Annotated in this window: 11 protein-coding genes; 6 read left to right on the top strand and 5 right to left on the bottom strand. The window is 60.9% G+C overall.

The genetic code is table 11. The features are described 5' to 3' along the window. Positions 1–94 precede the first annotated feature (94 nt). The 3 genes from C8D82_RS10515 to C8D82_RS10525 all read left to right on the top strand — a co-directional run bounded on the left by C8D82_RS10515 (position 95) and on the right by C8D82_RS10525 (position 4203). The gene (locus tag C8D82_RS10515) at positions 95–2776 is read left to right on the top strand and encodes a serine/threonine-protein kinase (protein ID WP_116884242.1); all 2682 of its coding nucleotides are present in this window, start codon (positions 95–97) and stop codon (positions 2774–2776) included. A 10-nt stretch (positions 2777–2786) separates the two neighbouring features. After that, positions 2787–3155, top strand: coding sequence for a VOC family protein (locus tag C8D82_RS10520; protein ID WP_116884243.1), 369 nt, complete (start codon positions 2787–2789; stop codon positions 3153–3155). A gap of 208 nt (positions 3156–3363) precedes the next feature. Continuing rightward, positions 3364–4203, top strand: a complete 840-nt coding sequence (locus C8D82_RS10525; protein WP_165833004.1) for a penicillin-binding transpeptidase domain-containing protein — start codon at positions 3364–3366, stop codon at positions 4201–4203. A gap of 2 nt (positions 4204–4205) precedes the next feature. Here C8D82_RS10525 and C8D82_RS10530 read toward each other — a convergent pair whose 3' ends face one another. The 3 genes from C8D82_RS10530 to C8D82_RS10540 are packed head-to-tail and all read right to left on the bottom strand — an operon-like array spanning position 4206 to position 9182. Then, the gene (locus tag C8D82_RS10530) at positions 4206–5321 is read right to left on the bottom strand and encodes an ABC transporter permease (protein WP_116884255.1); all 1116 of its coding nucleotides are present in this window, start codon (positions 5319–5321) and stop codon (positions 4206–4208) included. A gap of 25 nt (positions 5322–5346) precedes the next feature. Then, entirely contained in the window at positions 5347–8121 is a 2775-nt protein-coding gene (rbbA, locus tag C8D82_RS10535) for a ribosome-associated ATPase/putative transporter RbbA (RefSeq protein WP_243402521.1), read from the bottom strand. After that, entirely contained in the window at positions 8118–9182 is a 1065-nt protein-coding gene (locus tag C8D82_RS10540; RefSeq protein WP_116884246.1) for an HlyD family secretion protein, read from the bottom strand. Before C8D82_RS10540 ends, rbbA begins: the two co-directional genes overlap by 4 nt. 311 nt (positions 9183–9493) lie before the next feature. On the opposite strand from C8D82_RS10540, the gene C8D82_RS10545 reads away from it, so the two are divergent. The 3 genes from C8D82_RS10545 (at position 9494) to C8D82_RS10555 (ending at position 12012) form a co-directional block, all read left to right on the top strand. Beyond that, positions 9494–9877, top strand: coding sequence for a substrate-binding domain-containing protein (locus tag C8D82_RS10545; RefSeq protein ID WP_165833005.1), 384 nt, complete (start codon positions 9494–9496; stop codon positions 9875–9877). 304 nt (positions 9878–10181) lie between these two features. Further along, positions 10182–10670 (top strand): hypothetical protein, encoded by a 489-nt coding sequence (locus C8D82_RS10550; RefSeq protein ID WP_116884248.1) that lies wholly within the window; start codon positions 10182–10184, stop codon positions 10668–10670. Positions 10671–10758: 88 nt separating this feature from the next. Then, on the top strand, positions 10759–12012 hold the full coding sequence (locus tag C8D82_RS10555) for a mechanosensitive ion channel family protein (RefSeq protein WP_116884249.1): 1254 nt from the start codon (positions 10759–10761) through the stop codon (positions 12010–12012). A gap of 44 nt (positions 12013–12056) precedes the next feature. Here C8D82_RS10555 and C8D82_RS10560 read toward each other — a convergent pair whose 3' ends face one another. Further along, positions 12057–14021, bottom strand: coding sequence for an alpha-amylase family protein (locus tag C8D82_RS10560; RefSeq protein ID WP_133245152.1), 1965 nt, complete (start codon positions 14019–14021; stop codon positions 12057–12059). Positions 14022–14040: 19 nt separating this feature from the next. Beyond that, positions 14041–16269: a DUF2079 domain-containing protein gene (locus tag C8D82_RS10565; RefSeq protein ID WP_116884251.1), complete on the bottom strand. Its 2229-nt coding sequence runs from the start codon at positions 16267–16269 to the stop codon at positions 14041–14043. Positions 16270–16396 lie beyond the last annotated feature (127 nt).

Genomic DNA, 16396 nt, shown 5'->3' on the forward strand with positions numbered 1-16396 from the left:
TCCCCTCCCGGACATTATATTCTTAAATCTGTTGTTTTTTACGTTATGATGACGACGAGCAATCGTGAACCTTTGACCAAATACGAGACTGACGATGAAAATTTACTGCGCCAAGTGTAATCATGTATTCAGCGCGGAAGTTCCGGCGGATGGGGATTCCGTCCCCTGCCCGAAATGCGGTGCTCCGGTTAAATTTCCGGAAAACAAACTTGGTCCCGGCACTGTAATCGGTGACTTCGTGATTGAGCGCGCCTTGAGCAAGGGCGGCATGGGCGAGGTTTTTCTGGCCAAACAGATTTCTCTGGACCGCCCGGTGGCGCTGAAGGTGCTGCAGGATAAGTTTCTGGATGACAAGGAGTATGTCGACAGCCTGTTCCGCGAAGCCCGTGCCGCCGGCAAGATCAGCCACCCGAATATCGTGCAGGCCTATGCGGTCGGCGAAGAGGACGGCATCTTCTATTTCGCGATGGAGTTCATTCGCGGTGAAACACTCAAGCAGATTCTGAAGCGCGAAAAGAAGCTTGAATTCACCATGGCCGCCCGTATCATCCGCGAAATAGCCGGAGCGCTTGATGCCGCATGGCGCGAACAGAAGCTCGTCCATCAGGACATCAAGCCGGACAACATCATGCTCGACGGCAACGGCTTCGCCAAACTGGCGGACCTCGGCCTCGCCCGGGTCGCCAGCACCGACCAGGATGAGGAAGTCGGCGACGAGGTCATGGGAACTCCGCAATATATCAGTCCCGAGCAGCTGACCGGAATTCCGACCGATGTGCGCAGCGATATCTACAGCCTCGGCGCCACGTTCTATCAGTTCGTGACCGGCCGGTTTCCCTATGTCGCCGATACGGCGGAGGAGATCGCCAAGATGCACGTCGCCGGCAACCTGACGCCGCCGAAGGAGATCAATCCGGAAATTCCGGATGAACTCAATGATATCATCATGAAAATGATGGCCCGTTACCCGGAAGACCGCTACCAGACCCCGCAGCCTCTGATGAAAGCGCTCGACATATTCCTGCGCAACTATCAGTCCGGCAAAAGCAAAGTGCCGTCGCTCAATCTGAATTTCGGGCAGAAAACCGCTTCCCGGCCGGTTTCCACACAGACGGCTCCAAATAACGGAAAAGTGACGGATGGCGTCTCTGCTCCACAAATGGCGGCCCCGAAGCCGTTCGATTTTGGACAGATGAAACCGCTCGGCTTCGGCAATGAGAAACCGGCGGCTCCTGCTGCGCCGGCCGCCCCGGCAGCTTCGTCGGCCCCGGTGATTCCGTCACTTTCCTCCGCTCCCGCTCCTTCCCTGAGCTTTGGGCTCAAGGAGGATAAACCGGCGGCTCCCGCTGTCCCGGCAGCGCCGCAAATGACGGAAAATTCCGCCACTTTGAGCTTGGGACTCAATAAGCCGGAAGAAAAACCAGCGGAACCGAAAGCGGAAGAAGCGCCTCAGGACGACGTGCAAAAACCGCCGTTTATGCAGAAGGACGCCGCTGAATTGGCCAAAATCGCCAAACAGGCGGAAAAGATCCGGAAACGGGAAGCCCGCCGCCAGCGCTGGGAAGAGAAGAAGATCGGCAAGAAACTCAAGATCGCCGGAATTGCCGTCGGAGTTCTGCTGATTCTGGCGATCGCTCTGAGCATCACCCTTTACTGGATGGCGGGCGCGGGCAAACTGCCGGAATCGCTGAAGCCGACCGGGGAGAAATTCCGGGCGTTCATCGACGGCAAGGTGGATGCCGCCAAAGAGGAAATGGCGGAAAACGCCAGAAAGAAGGAGCAGGAGGAAGCGGCGGAAAAAGAACGGCTCGCGGCGGCCGAAGCCGCCAAGCCCCGGCAGGCTTATCTGGACGGCGTGGAGGCGGCCTTCTCCGCATTGCGCAGCAATCCGGATCAGCCGGAAAACTTCGTAAAACTGGCGGAGGAGTTGTTCGACCGCTATCCGGCTCCCCGCAATGATGCGGAACGCAAGGCTTACGATACCCTGTTGCCGATGTACGGGCGTTTTGACGAGGTCTGCCGCGTCCAGCCCGCCCGTGACGCCGCCCGGGCAAAACACGAGGCGCAGATCGAAGCGCGCCGCCAGGCCGATGCGGAAGCGCGCAACGCCAGCGCGGAAGCGGAAGCGGAAGCCAGAAGGCAGCGCGAAGAAGCGGAAAGAGCCGCCCGCGAGCAGGAAGCCCGACTCCGGCAACAAGCCGAAGAGAATCGGCGCATGGTGCAGGAACGCACCGCGAGGCTGAAGGCGAATCTGGCCGGTTACTACCCGGCGATGGTGGCCGGCTTCAACCGTCAGGTGTTCGACAACGACCCGGAAGCGCTGAAGCGGGCGATTCAGGTCAGCCGTGAGGCGCTGATTCCTTCGGTATCGGATTCCGCGGAAGAGAAACGGCTGATCGCCCAGATGGAAAGTTTCCGCCGGGAGCTGCCGAAGGAGGCGGAAAAACTGCGCAGGATCATCGCTGATTTCGGAAAGATCACTACGAAGAACTTCTTCAGCATCCAGCCGGGCAACAATATCCTCGACATTGTGAAAGTCGCTCCGGGAGTGGTGCAGTACCGGCTGTCCAACGGCACCATCCACAACCTTGACCTGAAGGACGCCCGGATTCGCCAGATGCTTTTCAGCCGCCTTGACCGTTGGCTGAAAATCAGCAATTCGGAATTCTATTTCCGGATGATGAGCCGGGAATATACTCCCGACCTGCAGAAAATCGCCCCGAAGGGATTCTGGCAGCAGTGCATCGTGCCGTTCATCGAAGCTGCTCAAAAATAACGGAGGGATCATGGAATTCAAATTCGTTCACAACAATTTCAACGTTCTTGATCTCGAAAGAAGCCTGAAGTTTTACGCGGAGGCGCTGAAACTTAAGGAGGTGCGGCGGATCGCTCCGGCGAGTGGTGAATTCATCATCGTCTACCTCTCCGACGGCAGCAGCAAACACCTGCTGGAGCTGACCTGGATGCGCGACCGTACCGAGCCGTACGACCTCGGCGATGAGGAGTTCCACCTCGCCTTCGAGACCGACGACTACGCCGGAGCCCTCGCCAAACACAAGGCCATGGGCTGCGTCGCCTTTGAGAATAAGGAGATGGGCATCTACTTCATTCAGGATCCCGACGACTACTGGCTTGAAATACTCCCGACCAAATAAATATGTATTCGGTTGTGCACCGCGATTGGTCGATTCTGAATAGCAGATTGTGGAGCGTTTCCTTCGCTCTCTTTACCGTTCCGGGATTCCACTCGACTCTTTCTTGCAGGAGGAAAGCAGGGATGTATGACTGAAACCGGTTTTATTTTAGAAGTGTTTACGTCTCCAGTCGAACGACATGAACTTAGTTTTACGAAAAGTAGTTGTATTGGCGGCATGTCTGGTGCTGGTCTTCGCCGTTGCCGGATGCCGGTCGGTGCCGGAATACAGATGCGATCAATTTCCGGAATCAATTGAGACGCCGCCGGAAACGGTGGCGGTGTTCTACACTCCGGGAGCTTCGGAGTTGCTGGTGTTCGGCGATTGCGCGTTGGCTCGGGAACGCTTTATCCCGTGTTCCACTTTCAAAATCGTATCAACCCTGATGGGGTTGGATTCCGGCGCGGTTTCCGGCAAATCCGCCCGGCTCGGCTATGACGGACAAAAACATGAATATGAAGCGTGGAACAGGGACGTCACCCTGCAGGAAGCCTTTCAGGCCTCCTGTGTCTGGTATTATAAAAAGCTGGTTGGAAAACTCGACAAATCCTATGTGCAGCGCACCCTCGACCGCCTTCATTACGGCAACGCCGACATCAGCGTCTGGAACCGCAACGGGCACAATGTGTTCTGGATCGAGTCGAGCCTGCTGATCTCCCCGGAGGAACAGGTAGCGGTCTTGGCCGACATCTTTTCCGGCGGCGCCGGGTTCAGGCCGGAGCACGTCGCGATTCTCCGGGACTGCATGGACGCCGGAACCGTCGGTGATTTCAAGATGTACGGCAAAACCGGGACCGGGCGCAACCACAACACCAATTTTCTGGAGTCATGGTATGTCGGTTTTGTTGAAATACCGGGAAAGGACCGGGTATTTTTCGCCATCCACGGCGCCGATCCGAAGCGGAACATCGCCAGCGCCTCGCTCCGTGAAACGATCGCGGCCCTGATCCGGCAGCTTGGGCCGATTCTTCAGAAGTACGCCGGCTATCTTCCTGAAAACGGTTCCTGACATCAGGTCATCGTGCGGCGGAAACGGATCCAGGAGATCACGAACAGCACCGTACCGATCACCGTCAGCCACAGGAACGGTTTCCAGACCACATCCAGCCCCGCTCCGCGGTACAGGATCGCCTGGCTGAATTCCACGAAATGGGTGGTGGGCGCCAGCTGCATCACCAGACGGACACCTTCCGGCATGCTCTCCTGCGGCGTCATGCCGCCCGACAGCATCTGCATCGGCATCAATACCAGAATCAGCAGCATTCCGAGCTGGGGCATATTCTGCGCGGTACAGGCCAGGAAAATCCCCAGCGAAGTGACCGCAAACAAATGCAGCGCCATTCCCAGCATGAACAGCGCAAACGACCCTTCCGCCGGAACTCCGAGCATCCCCCGGATCACGAACAGCAGCGACAGCCCCGCCGCCGCCATCACCACCAGCGCCATCGACCAAACCTTGGAGGCCATGATTTCAAACGAGGTCACCGGCATCACCAGCAGATGTTCCAGCGTGCCGTGTTCGCGCTCCCGGATCAGCGCCGCGCCGGTCAGGATGATCGCGAGCATCGTGATATTGTTGATCAGCTCCATCACCGAACCGAACCAGGCCTGGGTCAGATTCGGGTTGAACCGGTTCCGGGTTACGATTTCGGCGGGCAGTGAGGAAGAACCCTCGCCGCGGTTTACAAACGTGTTGATTTCATCCGTCACGATCTGCTGGATATAGCCGCTCCCGGTGAACGCCTGCGACATGCGCGTCGCATCGACGTTCAACTGAAGTTCCGGACGGTTTCCGGCCAGCACGTCCTTCTGGAAATCGTATGGGATCACCAGTACGAACGTGTAGTCGCCGCGGTCCATGCCCGGGTCGATTTCAGGGCGTGAAATCGGAATCGGCCGCAGAAAACGCGGCGGGAAAAAAGCGTCGGCAATGCGCTGCGAAAGCTGCGAATTATCTTCGTCGACGATCGCCAGCGCCGCGTTGGAAATGGAGTCCGGCGTCGCGGTGGCCGCGACGTAGACTCCCACTGTGAAAGTATAGAGGATCAGCCCCAGCAGCAGCGGGTCCCGCATCAGTCCCCGCAGCTCCTTGAAGCCGAGCTGAACGATATTTTTTATTTTCTGCATCATCGCCGCGCGTCTCCTCTCGCCGTCATGAAGCCTGTTTCTTCTGCAGCACAATGCCCAGCCCGAGAATCACGGGAATCGTCAGGAACAGGTAAAAAAGCGGCATGTGCAAATCGGAAAAGGCGAGCGCCTTGTTGAATACTCCGCGGCTGACCAGCAGCATGTGTGTGGTCGGATACACGTTGCCGATCACGCGCCCGAATCCCTCCAGCGTCGTGACCGGGTTGATCAGGCCGCAGAACTGGACAGCCGGCAGCAGCGTGCCGATCATGGTCAGGAACATCACCGCGATCTGGCTGCGCGTGACCGAGGAGGCCAGAAGCCCCATGCCGGTCGAGATGATGCAGTAAGCCAGCAGCGCCAGCACCAGCGTCGGAAGGCTTCCCTTGATCGGCACGTCGAATATCGTCACGGCCATCACCAGCAGCAGCAGGGAGCTGAGCATCGAAAACAGCACGTACGGCAGCTGTTTGCCCAACAGGAATTCCGCCCGGGTCAGCGGCGTCACATACAAGTTGATGATCGACCCCATCTCCTTTTCCCGGACCACCGCCAGCGCCGCGAGAATCGCCGGGATCATCATCAGCAGGATCGGAATCACCGCCGGAACCATCGCCGGCAGGCTCTTCACATCCGGGTTGTACCGGTAGCGCGTCTCGACGGAGGCCAGAGCCGGATTCTCAATGCCGGAGTGATATTTCGCCCGGTTCGCCAGCCATTCGGCGTGCATCGCTTTCACATAGCCCTGAACCGTCTCCGCCCGCATCGGCATCGCACCGTCGATCCAGAACGCGACCTCCGGCGAATAGCCCTGATCGACCATCTTCCCGAATCCCGGCGGAAACTCCACGACCAGACTGAGCTCGCCGTTCCGCATACGGTGATCGAGGTCCCTGTAATCCCGGACCGGCGGCTTCTCCACGAAGTAGCGCGATCCGGCGATATTCAGCGCATAGTTCCGGCTCATTTCGCTCTGATCGCGGTCCAGAACCGCAAAGGAGAGGTTCTCCACGTCCATGCTGATGCCGTATCCCATCACCAGCATCAGCAGCAGCGCGCCGAACAGCGCCAGCGTCGCCCGGATCGGATCGCGGCCCAGCTCCAGATTCTCCCGCCAGCAGCAGCTGTACCAGCGCTGAAAGCTGAAGATCGAGGAAAAAAAGCGCGCGAATTTCGACGGCTCCTTCTTCGGCTCCACCGCAGTCAGCACCGCCTTTTCCTCCGCCTCCGCCCCGGATTCCGGGTCCGCGTCGCGCAGGTAGCCGATGAACGCGTCCTCAAGTGTTTCCGCACCGCGCGCCTTGACCAGCGCCGCCGGAGTGTCGCAGGCGAGCGATTTCCCGGCGTGCATCAGCGAAATGCGGTCGCAGCGTTCGGCCTCGTTCATAAAGTGGGTGGTGATGAAAATCGTGACCCGGTCGCGCCGCGACAGCTCGATGATCAGCTCCCAGAAGCCGTCCCGCGCCACCGGATCGACGCCCGAAGTCGGTTCGTCCAGAATCAGGATCTGCGGCCGGTGCACCACCGCCGCCGCCAGCGAGAGCCGCTGCCGGATTCCGAGCGGCAGGTCATCGGGGAAGCTATCCGCCACGCTCTGCAGCTGAAACCGGTCCAGCATCTCCCCGACGCGCGGAACCACATCCTTTTCCGGAATCCGGAACAGCCGGGCGTACAGCAGCAGGTTCTGCCGCACGCTCAGTTCGCTGTACAAAGAAAACGTCTGGGTCATATAACCCAGTTGGCGGCGCACCGCCATATTGTCGTTGCCGATCGGCTTGCCGAAAAGCCACGCTTCGCCTTCGGTGGCCGGCAGCAGGCCGGTCAGCATCCGCATGGTCGTGGTCTTGCCGCAGCCGTTGGAGCCGAGGAAACCGAAAATTTCACCGCGCCGGATCCGGAAACTGACATGATCCACGGCGGTGAACGAACCGAACCGTTTGGTCAGTTCGCGCGCTTCAATCGCGATCTCCTCCCCGTCACCACCGGGCAGGGGCGGCACGACCAGCTCCTTGTGAGCCGCGCGCTTGCTCTCCGGCAGAAGCCGGATAAACGCGCTGTCCAGGGAGTCGCTGCCGGTTTTCTCCAGCAGCTCGCGCGGGGTGCCGGTGTCGAGGATTCTGCCGTCGTCCATCGCGATCAGCCAGTCGAACCGCTGCGCTTCATCCATATAGGCGGTCGCGACCATCACGCCCATCTGCGGCTGCTCCGCCCGGACATGGTCGATCAGGTCCCAGAACTGGCGGCGCGCCAGAGGATCGACGCCGGTGGTCGGTTCGTCCAGCACCAGCAGGTCGGGGTCGTGAATCAGCGCGCAGCAGAGGCCGAGCTTCTGCTTCATGCCGCCGGAAAGTTTGCCCGCGGGACGGTTCAGAAAGGGATACAGCCCGGTACTGCGCGTGAGCCGGTCGATCCGGCGGCGACGTTCCGCCGCGTCATGTCCGAAGAGGCGGGCGAAGAATTGCAGATTCTCCTCCACCGTCAGCGTGAAATAGAGGTTCTTTCCCAATCCCTGCGGCATATAGGCAATGCGCGGACAGATCCGGTTCCGGTGCGCTTTGCTGCGCATATCGCCCCCGAGGACGATCAATTCCCCGGTCTGCATCGCATGCGCCCCGGTGACCAGCGACAGCAAACTGGATTTGCCGACGCCGTCCGGCCCGATCAGTCCGACCAGCAGCCGCGGGCGGATCTCCACCGACACCCGGTCCAGCGCCAGAGTCTTTCCGTAACGCAGGCTCAGTTCCGTGATCCGGACCACCGGCTCCCCGCTTCGGGGATATTCCGGCTTCCGTTCGCTCACGGCAGCCTCTTGAGTTCCAGAAACGCGGGCCATTTCGCCTCCGAATCAAGCTTCACCCATGCAACGCCCGGAATCCCGGTCTTGACCATTTCCACATATTTTTTCAGAAGCGCCGGATCGATCCGCGCCTTGACCCGGAACATCAGCTTCTGCCGTTCCACCTGGGTTTCCACCGTTTTCGGCGTGAACTGCGCGACGCTCGCGACATAGGAAACCTCCGCCGGAATCGGAATATCCGGCACCGCGTCAAGCACCAGCCGGACTTCCGCCCCGATCGGAACTTTGCCCGCAACCTCCTCCGGCAGGAAGAAGGTCATGTACACGTCGGTCAGGTCCACCAGATTCAACACGCGGCCGCCCGAGGAAAGCACCTCGCCGGGCTGGGCGATCCGGTACTGAATCCGCCCCTCGCGGGGCGCCACCAGAAGGCTGTCGTCGATGTCGGCCTGAATGCGCGCGATATCGGCGTCCGCCGCCTGAATCGAAGCGGCCGCGCCGTCGGCTTCGGCTTTCGCCGCGCTGATCGCCGCCTCCGCCTGCTTCACCCCGGCCTGCGCCGCCGCCAGCTCGGCTTTCGCCGCAAGGAACGAGGTTTCGTCATCTTCATACTGCTGCTTGGAGGCCGCATCCGCCTGACTCAGGCGCTTGGAACGCTCGTAACGCTTGCGCGCTCCGTCGAGGGTGCTTTCCTTTTGCAGCACACCGGCTTTGGCCGCCTCCAACTCACTGACCCGGACCTCCACCATCGCTTTGGCGCTGGCCTCCGCCGTCACCGCCTGCCGGCGCTGCGCTTTCGCCTGCTCCAGCTGCGCCTCCAGCACATTGGTCTGCATCAGCGCGAGCTTCTGCCCTTCGGTCACGAAGTCCCCCTCGTTGACCATGATCGTCTCGATCCGGCCAGCCAGTTTCGTCGCAATGCTGACCTCCGTGGCCTCCAGACGGCCGTTCCCGGAAACCAGATGGGCGTTGCCGTTCCGCTCCGCTTCCCGGTACGATTGGTAAAAATAGTATCCCGCTCCGGCCGCCACCACAACCACCAGCAGCCAAATGACCTTCTTCATATCACACACCCTCCTCTGAATTCCCGCATTCCGCAGGCATACTCCCCAGGCATTGTTTCACGGCGGAGCACTCAGCCGTTAACCTGGTATTGAAGATATCACGCAACTGCGTTGTTTTCAAGCGATATGCCCAAAAACAGTCCCGGCCGCCGGAAATGAGATGCGCCGTGACAGTCTCGGACAGTCAACGGTTTCGCCGTTGGATCACGTCCGGCAGGTGAAGCGCATCCCGCCACCGGAGGCATGTGTGGTTTTCCGGTAAATTTTGCGTTTTCCTCTTGACAAACGGAATCCGATTCGTTATAACTGATGTGGCCTGCCGCCATACCAGCTACACGCTGATTCCGGCCTACGAACGGGCCGCGCGAATCGTGGACGCGTCGCCGCGCCCGCCGGCAGTGTTCTGCACGGCGCAGGAGCTGGCGATCGGGCTGAACCGCTACTGCCATGAACAGGGAATCACGGGCGGGCGCGAGCTGTCGGTCTGCTCTTTCGGCCAACCGGAGATGGCGCGAATGCAGGTGCCGTCGATCACGGTGACCGATCGGCCGCCGCCGGTGGAAGTCGCGGAGGAGATGATCCGCGATGTGATGGATTCCGGCGTCGGCGAACCGGTCAAACTGATGTACCGCGCCGGCGTCGGCAATCTGATCGTCGGTGAATCCACCGGTCCCCTTACTCCATTGCAACACTGAAAAAGAAGGATATCCGTATGAGAACCAAATCGAACACAGCGCCTTTTCCCCGCCGCCCCCCGCGCCAATGTTTTCCGCACCCGCTCTCGGCCTCCTGCCGGATGCGGGAGGCACGGCACGAGGCGGACACGCCCCCCGCATCCCATGATTGCAGGCTGACTGCCATAGGATTTACATTGATTGAGCTGTTCGTGAACATTATTTATGAAATATGCAATCAGTTTTCGTATGACGTTCTGCGCAAAAGAGAGGAGTTGAGGGGAGAGAAAGCGGTGCGGAAAACCGCAACTGGTCCAAGCCCCGCATGGGCGCTTTGAAAGAACATGAAATGCGCGGGCCGGTTTCCAAGCGGTTCGCCTTCGCCCCCGGAGCGGGCTTCCTCGCTTTCAACAACACCATTTTCCACGAGCACGGCAACTTCTTCAACAAGCCCGGCCCGCTGGAATGCGAACTGGTGAACTTCCGCTTCTTCAACAATATCATCGTGACCGCCGCATTCCACAAAAACGCCAAATACCGGGGAAGCCTGATGGAGTTCTACAACAATCTGGTCGTCTCGCCCGGCAGCGCCGAACAGTCGAAGCTGCTCGCCGGAGAAGGCGGCAGCGTGCTCGACAGTGTGGAGGCGCTGCAATTGAAGGCCCCCGCCGATTACGATTTCTCCCCGCTCGAAAACAGTCCGGCCCGGAATGCGGGAACTACCGCGATCCACCCGGCTTCCCATGCCGACATCGGCGCAATACCGGCCGGAACCTCCTGGAAAATGCCGCCGGTCGGACCGCTGACCGACTGATTTCGGCTCTCCGGCTTTCAAAAAACGCGCAATCGGGTTATATTATATGAAGAAGAATAAAACCCGATTACCCGGAGGAGGAGAGACGATGATCGAATGGCTGGATACTTTACAGGAAGCCCTGAAGCCCTACCCATGGGCCTACAGCGCAATCGTAGCCGGAGTGCTGATCCTGGTCGCATTTCTGGTGAACTGGATCACCAAGCGCATCCTGCTGCGCGGCCTGCAGCGGCTGCTGAGCACACTCCCCGCCCACGACAGCGCCGAGAACAAAGTGCGGCTGGCGATCATCTCCCGGCTGGCCAACATCGTCCCGGCGCTGGTGCTCGCCTACGGTGCGGCGGCAATACCGGATGTGCATGAACCGCTGGAAATCGTGATCCGCAACGTGTGCAGCGCCTTTATCGTGCTGACGGTTTCACTGGCGCTCGCGAAAATCCTCGACCTGGTCGAAATCACCTACAGCCGCCGTCCCGATGCCGCCGCCAAGCCGATCAAAGGGTATCTGCAGCTGCTGAAAATTTTCATCTTCGCGGTAGCGGTGATCCTGATCGTCGCGACGCTGATCAACCGCAACCCGCTGATCCTGCTGTCGGGGCTCGGCGCGATGGCGGCGGTGCTGATGCTGATTTTTCAGGATACCATCCTGTCGGTGGTCGCCGGCGTGCAGCTCGGCACCAACGACATGGTCCGTATCGGCGACTGGATCGAAATGCCCAGCCAGAACGCCGACGGCGACGTGATCGAAGTTGCGCTGCACACCGTCAAGGTGCGCAACTGGGACAAAACCATCACCACCATCCCGGTCCGCAAGCTGATCACCGACTCCTTCAAAAACTGGCGCGGCATGCAGGAAACCGGCGGGCGGCGCATCAAGCGCGCCCTCTATCTGGATCAGCGCAGCGTGCGCTTCCTCGATGACGCGGAGATCCGGCGGCTCGAAGATTTCGTGCTGCTCGACGACTATCTCGAACACAAAAAGAAGGAATTGGCCGACTGGAACGCCGAACTCGCCAGACGCGGCGCCAAGCCGATCAACGAACGACGGGTCACCAACCTCGGCACCTTCCGCGCCTATGTCGAACAGTATTTGCGCAATCATCCCGGCATCCATCAGGAGATGACGCTGCTGGTGCGCCAGCTCCAGCCCGGAGCCACCGGTATTCCACTTGAAGTCTACTGTTTCACCAATGACACCCGCTGGGCCGTCTATGAAAAAATCCAGTCGGATATCTTCGACCATCTGCTGGCCATCCTGCCGGTCTTCGACCTGCGCGTCTTCCAGCAGTGCAGCGACACCTCCGGCATGGTCGTCACCTCCCCCGCGCTGATTTCGAAATAACATGGGGATTTTGCCTTTGGCGACCAAAGGCAAAATCCCGCCAGTCAGGAGCGAGAGAAACGAAGCCAGAGATAACTGCGCTCGGCGGGGAGAGTGCAGGTGAGGCGATCAATTCCGGTGACTTCGAATTCTCCGTCTCCGGCGATCCGGCGGATTGTATATTCCCGCGGATCGACCGGCAGCTCGAACTCATGCCCGGATCGGCTGTCGAGGTCGCGCAGCAGGATCAGGTGACAGACGGATTCACCCGCCCCGACCGTGAAAAAACCGGATGTGGTCGTACCGTCAGGGCAGGGGCCGACCGGCAGCGTGACCCCACTGTACAGCTCTTCGCGGTACGCTTTCCAGACCGGCACGATTTTTTTCAGCGCCTTGCGGCACGTTTCCGACAGCGAGCCGAGTTCGCACCAGATCAGGGGGGAAGCCGCCATCACCGAACAGAAAATCCAATCCATCGGATAGTGGACCGGAGCGAGCGGGTCAGCGGCGTACTTCTCCTGGTTCCGTTCCGGATTCAGGCATTCGAAGCGCAGCCGCACCGGCGGAATCGCCTGCGCCAGCTGCCACAGGTTGCGGAACGTGGCGTAGGGCCACCAGCGGCGCCAGTCGGAATAGCGGTTCTCCACGAACAGCGTCCCGAATTCCGGCATGCCGAAGTAGCCGGGGCGCACTTCGGCGGTCACGTCGAGGTCGAAGGTCAGCTTTGCGCCGCTGCGCTCCATCGCGCTCCGGAAAAAGCGGCGCAGGTTGGCTTCGCCTTTGCGGGTGCGTGATTTGACGCCGTCGATCTTGATCCATTCCACTCCGAACTCCCGCTCGAAGCGGCAGACGGTTTCCACATCCTTCTCCCAGTTCGCGAAATCGTCGGCGGAGTCGGGGGAAAACCAGAGGCCGATGCCGACGCCCAGTTTCGAGGCTCTCTCCGTCAAGGGAGCAAGACCGTTCGGGAAACGCCCCGGATGCACCTTCCAGAAATCCGGGTTCACCGCGTGATACCCCTCCCAGACGCCGCCTCCGGCCTGCTGCGCCGCGCTGGAATTGACCGTGACGCCGCTCTGCCAGCCGTCGTCGATCTGACAGGCGTCGAGGCCGATCCCGGCGGCGATTTCCAATTCCCGGAGCATGAACTTCTCATTCAGCGCCTGATCCCGGTTGCGGTCGCCCCAGGTGTTGCTGATCGCGATTCCGTCCCGGCCGCAGCGCGGCGGGCGAAGCTCCCGCTGAAACTCCTGCAGCGCGCGCGTCAGGCCGCAGCGGCCGCCGGAATAGCCGATCGCCGCCCACGGATAACGGTCGCCGTGCAGACGCAAACTCCGGCAATCCCATTCAAAATCGACCGGGTCGGCAATCGGACGGGATTCCGGCAGCGGCGCCAGCTTCAGCAGCGCGATCCCCTCCCCGGAAAGCGGGCTCTCCACCGCCCACAATACCCCCCGCAGCCGCAACGGTTCGACCGGCCCGAGCCGGTATTCGCGAATATCGAGCAGATTGTCGTGCCGGTCGGTCTGGTCCGCAAAGCGGAATTCCAGCAGCCGCAGATGCGGCGAGGCTGCTTCCAGATTTTCGCAGCATTCGAAAGCGGCGGACCTCTCCGCTTCCGGGGCCGGATCGATCTCCAGCCCGGTCGGGCCGGCGGCTTCCGCCACGGCGGCGGCCGCCAATTCGGACTCCCGTTCCACCGTGATTGCGGCGGCCCCGGCGGTCACCGCGAAATGATAGCGGGCGGTTCCAAGCTCCAGCCGGGCGTGCAGCGCCGGAGCGCCGGTACAGGTCAGCGGCGCGGCGAACGTCTCCCACCGCGCATCGGAAATTCCGGCGGCGATATCCGCCGGAACCAGCAGCTCCCGGCCGTCCAGCCGGACCGACAACGGCGAAAGCCCCTCCGGGAGCACCAGCCAGCGCCGTTCGAACCGGCGGTTGCCGACCGCGACGACTCCGGCTTCATAGACCGCAAAACAGCCCTCCGGCACGACAGCCCCCGGAACGGGCGTTGACGAAAGCATCATCATGGAATACCTTTCCTGAAATTCATTTTTTCCGTGAAGCGAGCGGGCCCGATTCGGGGCGGCGAAGAATCCGCACCGCAACCGGTCCGGCGGCCGCCTCCGGCAACGGCGCGATAAAGACTTGCCCCACCTGCGCCGCATAAGCGGGAACCAGCCCGTTGGCGAAAGGAACAAGGCGCACCCGCCCCGCTTTCCCCCCGCCGGGCCCGATTTCAATGTTGACGTCATAATCGACCGGGCGCAGCGGCCGGACCATCAGCAGCGGAACGGTTCCGCCGCGCGAGCCCGCCCGCACCTCAAAATCGGGATTCTCCTGCTCCAGCAGCGGCCCGCTTCCGGCAAACTGCCCGGCCGACATCGGCACCAGAAACGGCAGGCCGCCGGACGGAGTCCCCGGCGGAACGAGCCGGAACACCACCAGCTGGTCTCCGCCGCACGGAATGCTTCCCAGCGGCACCGCTGCCGGATTCGCGGCAAGTTCCGCCCGGAACCGCTCCAGCTCGCCCGCCCCGGTGGCACCGTCGTCCAGCGCCAGAATCACGGTGTCGCCCGTCTGCGGCTTCGCGTCAAGCCCCGCCGTTGAATTGCGGAACAGAAAGTGAACGCGCTGCCGCGAAGTGGCGATCACCCGGCTCTCGCGCGGCACCTCCCGGCGAAGCTCTTCGATCACACTGCCGACATCGGGCCGCCAGTTCATCTTGGTCACCGCGTACCGGCCGATCAGGAAGTAGCTGCCGGCGGTCAGGGCCAGCGTTCCGAAGCAAAGCCCCCACAGTTGGATCGAAGCATGCCGGTTCCGGGGAATGCCCCGGCCGATGAAGCCCAGCAGGGCCGAACCGCGCCCCCGGTTGAGCCGCGCGGCATTCAGAACCGCAACGGCCAGCAGCAGAACCGAAACCTCCACTCCGTACTGCATTACGATATTCTTCACATCCGGGGAACTTTGCAGACATACTCCGGCCAGCAGCGGCAGGGCCGTCACGGCAAGTTTCGGATTCATCAGCACCGGCAGCGCCAGCGGCAGCAGCAGCGAACACACGAAAGCGAAGTTCTGCCACTCGAATACCGTCCGCCAGAACGCAGCCGGACGCAGGAACGGCGAACAGAGCACTTCCAGCGGCGTACTGCCCAACGCGGAGTAGTGGAACATCTGCGCGTAGCTCGCATGGGCGAACAAATTCGGCATCACCACCGAGGAGATCACCAGAAAGAACGCCGCGCAGCCGAGGAAGAGCGCCGTTCCCGCCAGCCAACGCCGTTCCGCCAGCCAATAGAGCGCATAGCCGGCCCAGAAGACCGCCGCCGTCTCCTGAACCAGAAAGGAGAGGAGAAAAAGAACGGCCATCCCCATCCGGTTCTTCCGGGCGCGGCACACGAAGAATCCCAGCAGGACCGGCACCAGAAAGTTGATAGGATGGTATCCGTAAAACAGCGACAGCACCTGCCCATTCAGCACCGGATTCAGGAAGGCGGCCGCGCCGAAAGCAAGCGCGGCGGCGACCGGCAGCCGCGCCGAGCGCGCCAGCGCATAGGTCAGCGGCACCGCCGAACCGAGCAGCAGCGCATTCACGGCAAAGACGGTGACTGCGGCCGGGTGAAGCCGGAAAAACAGCGCCATGACCACATTCGGCACCGGGTTCCAGTGGCCGGCGACGGCGAGAAAATCACTCCAGGAGCGGTTTTCGCCGAAAGCAAGCCGCAGGTAATTTTCCGAATACTCCCCCCAGTCGCTGAAGAAAAGAAAAAATCTGTCGTAAGCGCGGCACTGGATTCCGAAATACCACCAGACCGCGGCGGCGAATCCCAGCCCGGCCAGCACAACTCCGCAACGCGGCGGCAAACGGCGCCACCGGCGGTAATTCTCCGGCGGAAACGCCGCGCCGAGCCGGTAGAATGCGATTCCGCCCGCCAGAACCGGCAGCAGCAGACAGAAATAGGATTCCGGCCACAGCAGCAGCGCCGGAACCGGAACCAGCAACGGAAACAGCGCCCGGTTCAGCAGGCGCAGTTTCGGAAAGAAATCGCGGCTGAACCATGCCGCTCCCGGCAGGATCAGCGCCCCGAGCGCCAGCGTAACCGCCGAGATTTCCGCCGGTATCGGAGAATTTTCCACCAGATAGTGAATCTGGTTGATGAAAAGCATCCAGAAATACAGGAAAAGCAAGCTCCACGCCCCCGCCATGCCGATCAGGGCCGCCAGAAGCAGCTCCCGCCATGCGGAAACGCCGCCTGCCGTCTTATGCTTCATCATCAGTGATTCCCGGTGAAAGTTTCAGTTTCTCCCACACCTGTCCTAACAAACTTTTGAAGGGGTGAAAAAAGTGGAGCCAACTTGTCCGTAATAGTATATTACGGTTGCCTAAACCACAAGGAGGCTC

Origin of the sequence: Victivallis vadensis (assembly GCF_003096415.1) — a bacterium.
GTDB lineage: Bacteria > Verrucomicrobiota > Lentisphaeria > Victivallales > Victivallaceae > Victivallis > Victivallis vadensis.

What these genes read in the sequence shown, in the direction of transcription:
- C8D82_RS10515 (WP_116884242.1), top strand. Translation starts at nt 95, where the DNA reads ATGAAAATTTACTGCGCCAAGTGTAATCATGTATTCAGCGCGGAAGTT.
- C8D82_RS10520 (WP_116884243.1), top strand. Translation starts at nt 2,787, where the DNA reads ATGGAATTCAAATTCGTTCACAACAATTTCAACGTTCTTGATCTCGAA.
- C8D82_RS10530 (WP_116884255.1), bottom strand. Translation starts at nt 5,321, where the DNA reads ATGCAGAAAATAAAAAATATCGTTCAGCTCGGCTTCAAGGAGCTGCGG.
- C8D82_RS10540 (WP_116884246.1), bottom strand. Translation starts at nt 9,182, where the DNA reads ATGAAGAAGGTCATTTGGCTGCTGGTGGTTGTGGTGGCGGCCGGAGCG.
- C8D82_RS10550 (WP_116884248.1), top strand. Translation starts at nt 10,182, where the DNA reads ATGGGCGCTTTGAAAGAACATGAAATGCGCGGGCCGGTTTCCAAGCGG.
- C8D82_RS10555 (WP_116884249.1), top strand. Translation starts at nt 10,759, where the DNA reads ATGATCGAATGGCTGGATACTTTACAGGAAGCCCTGAAGCCCTACCCA.
- C8D82_RS10560 (WP_133245152.1), bottom strand. Translation starts at nt 14,021, where the DNA reads ATGATGATGCTTTCGTCAACGCCCGTTCCGGGGGCTGTCGTGCCGGAG.
- C8D82_RS10565 (WP_116884251.1), bottom strand. Translation starts at nt 16,269, where the DNA reads ATGATGAAGCATAAGACGGCAGGCGGCGTTTCCGCATGGCGGGAGCTG.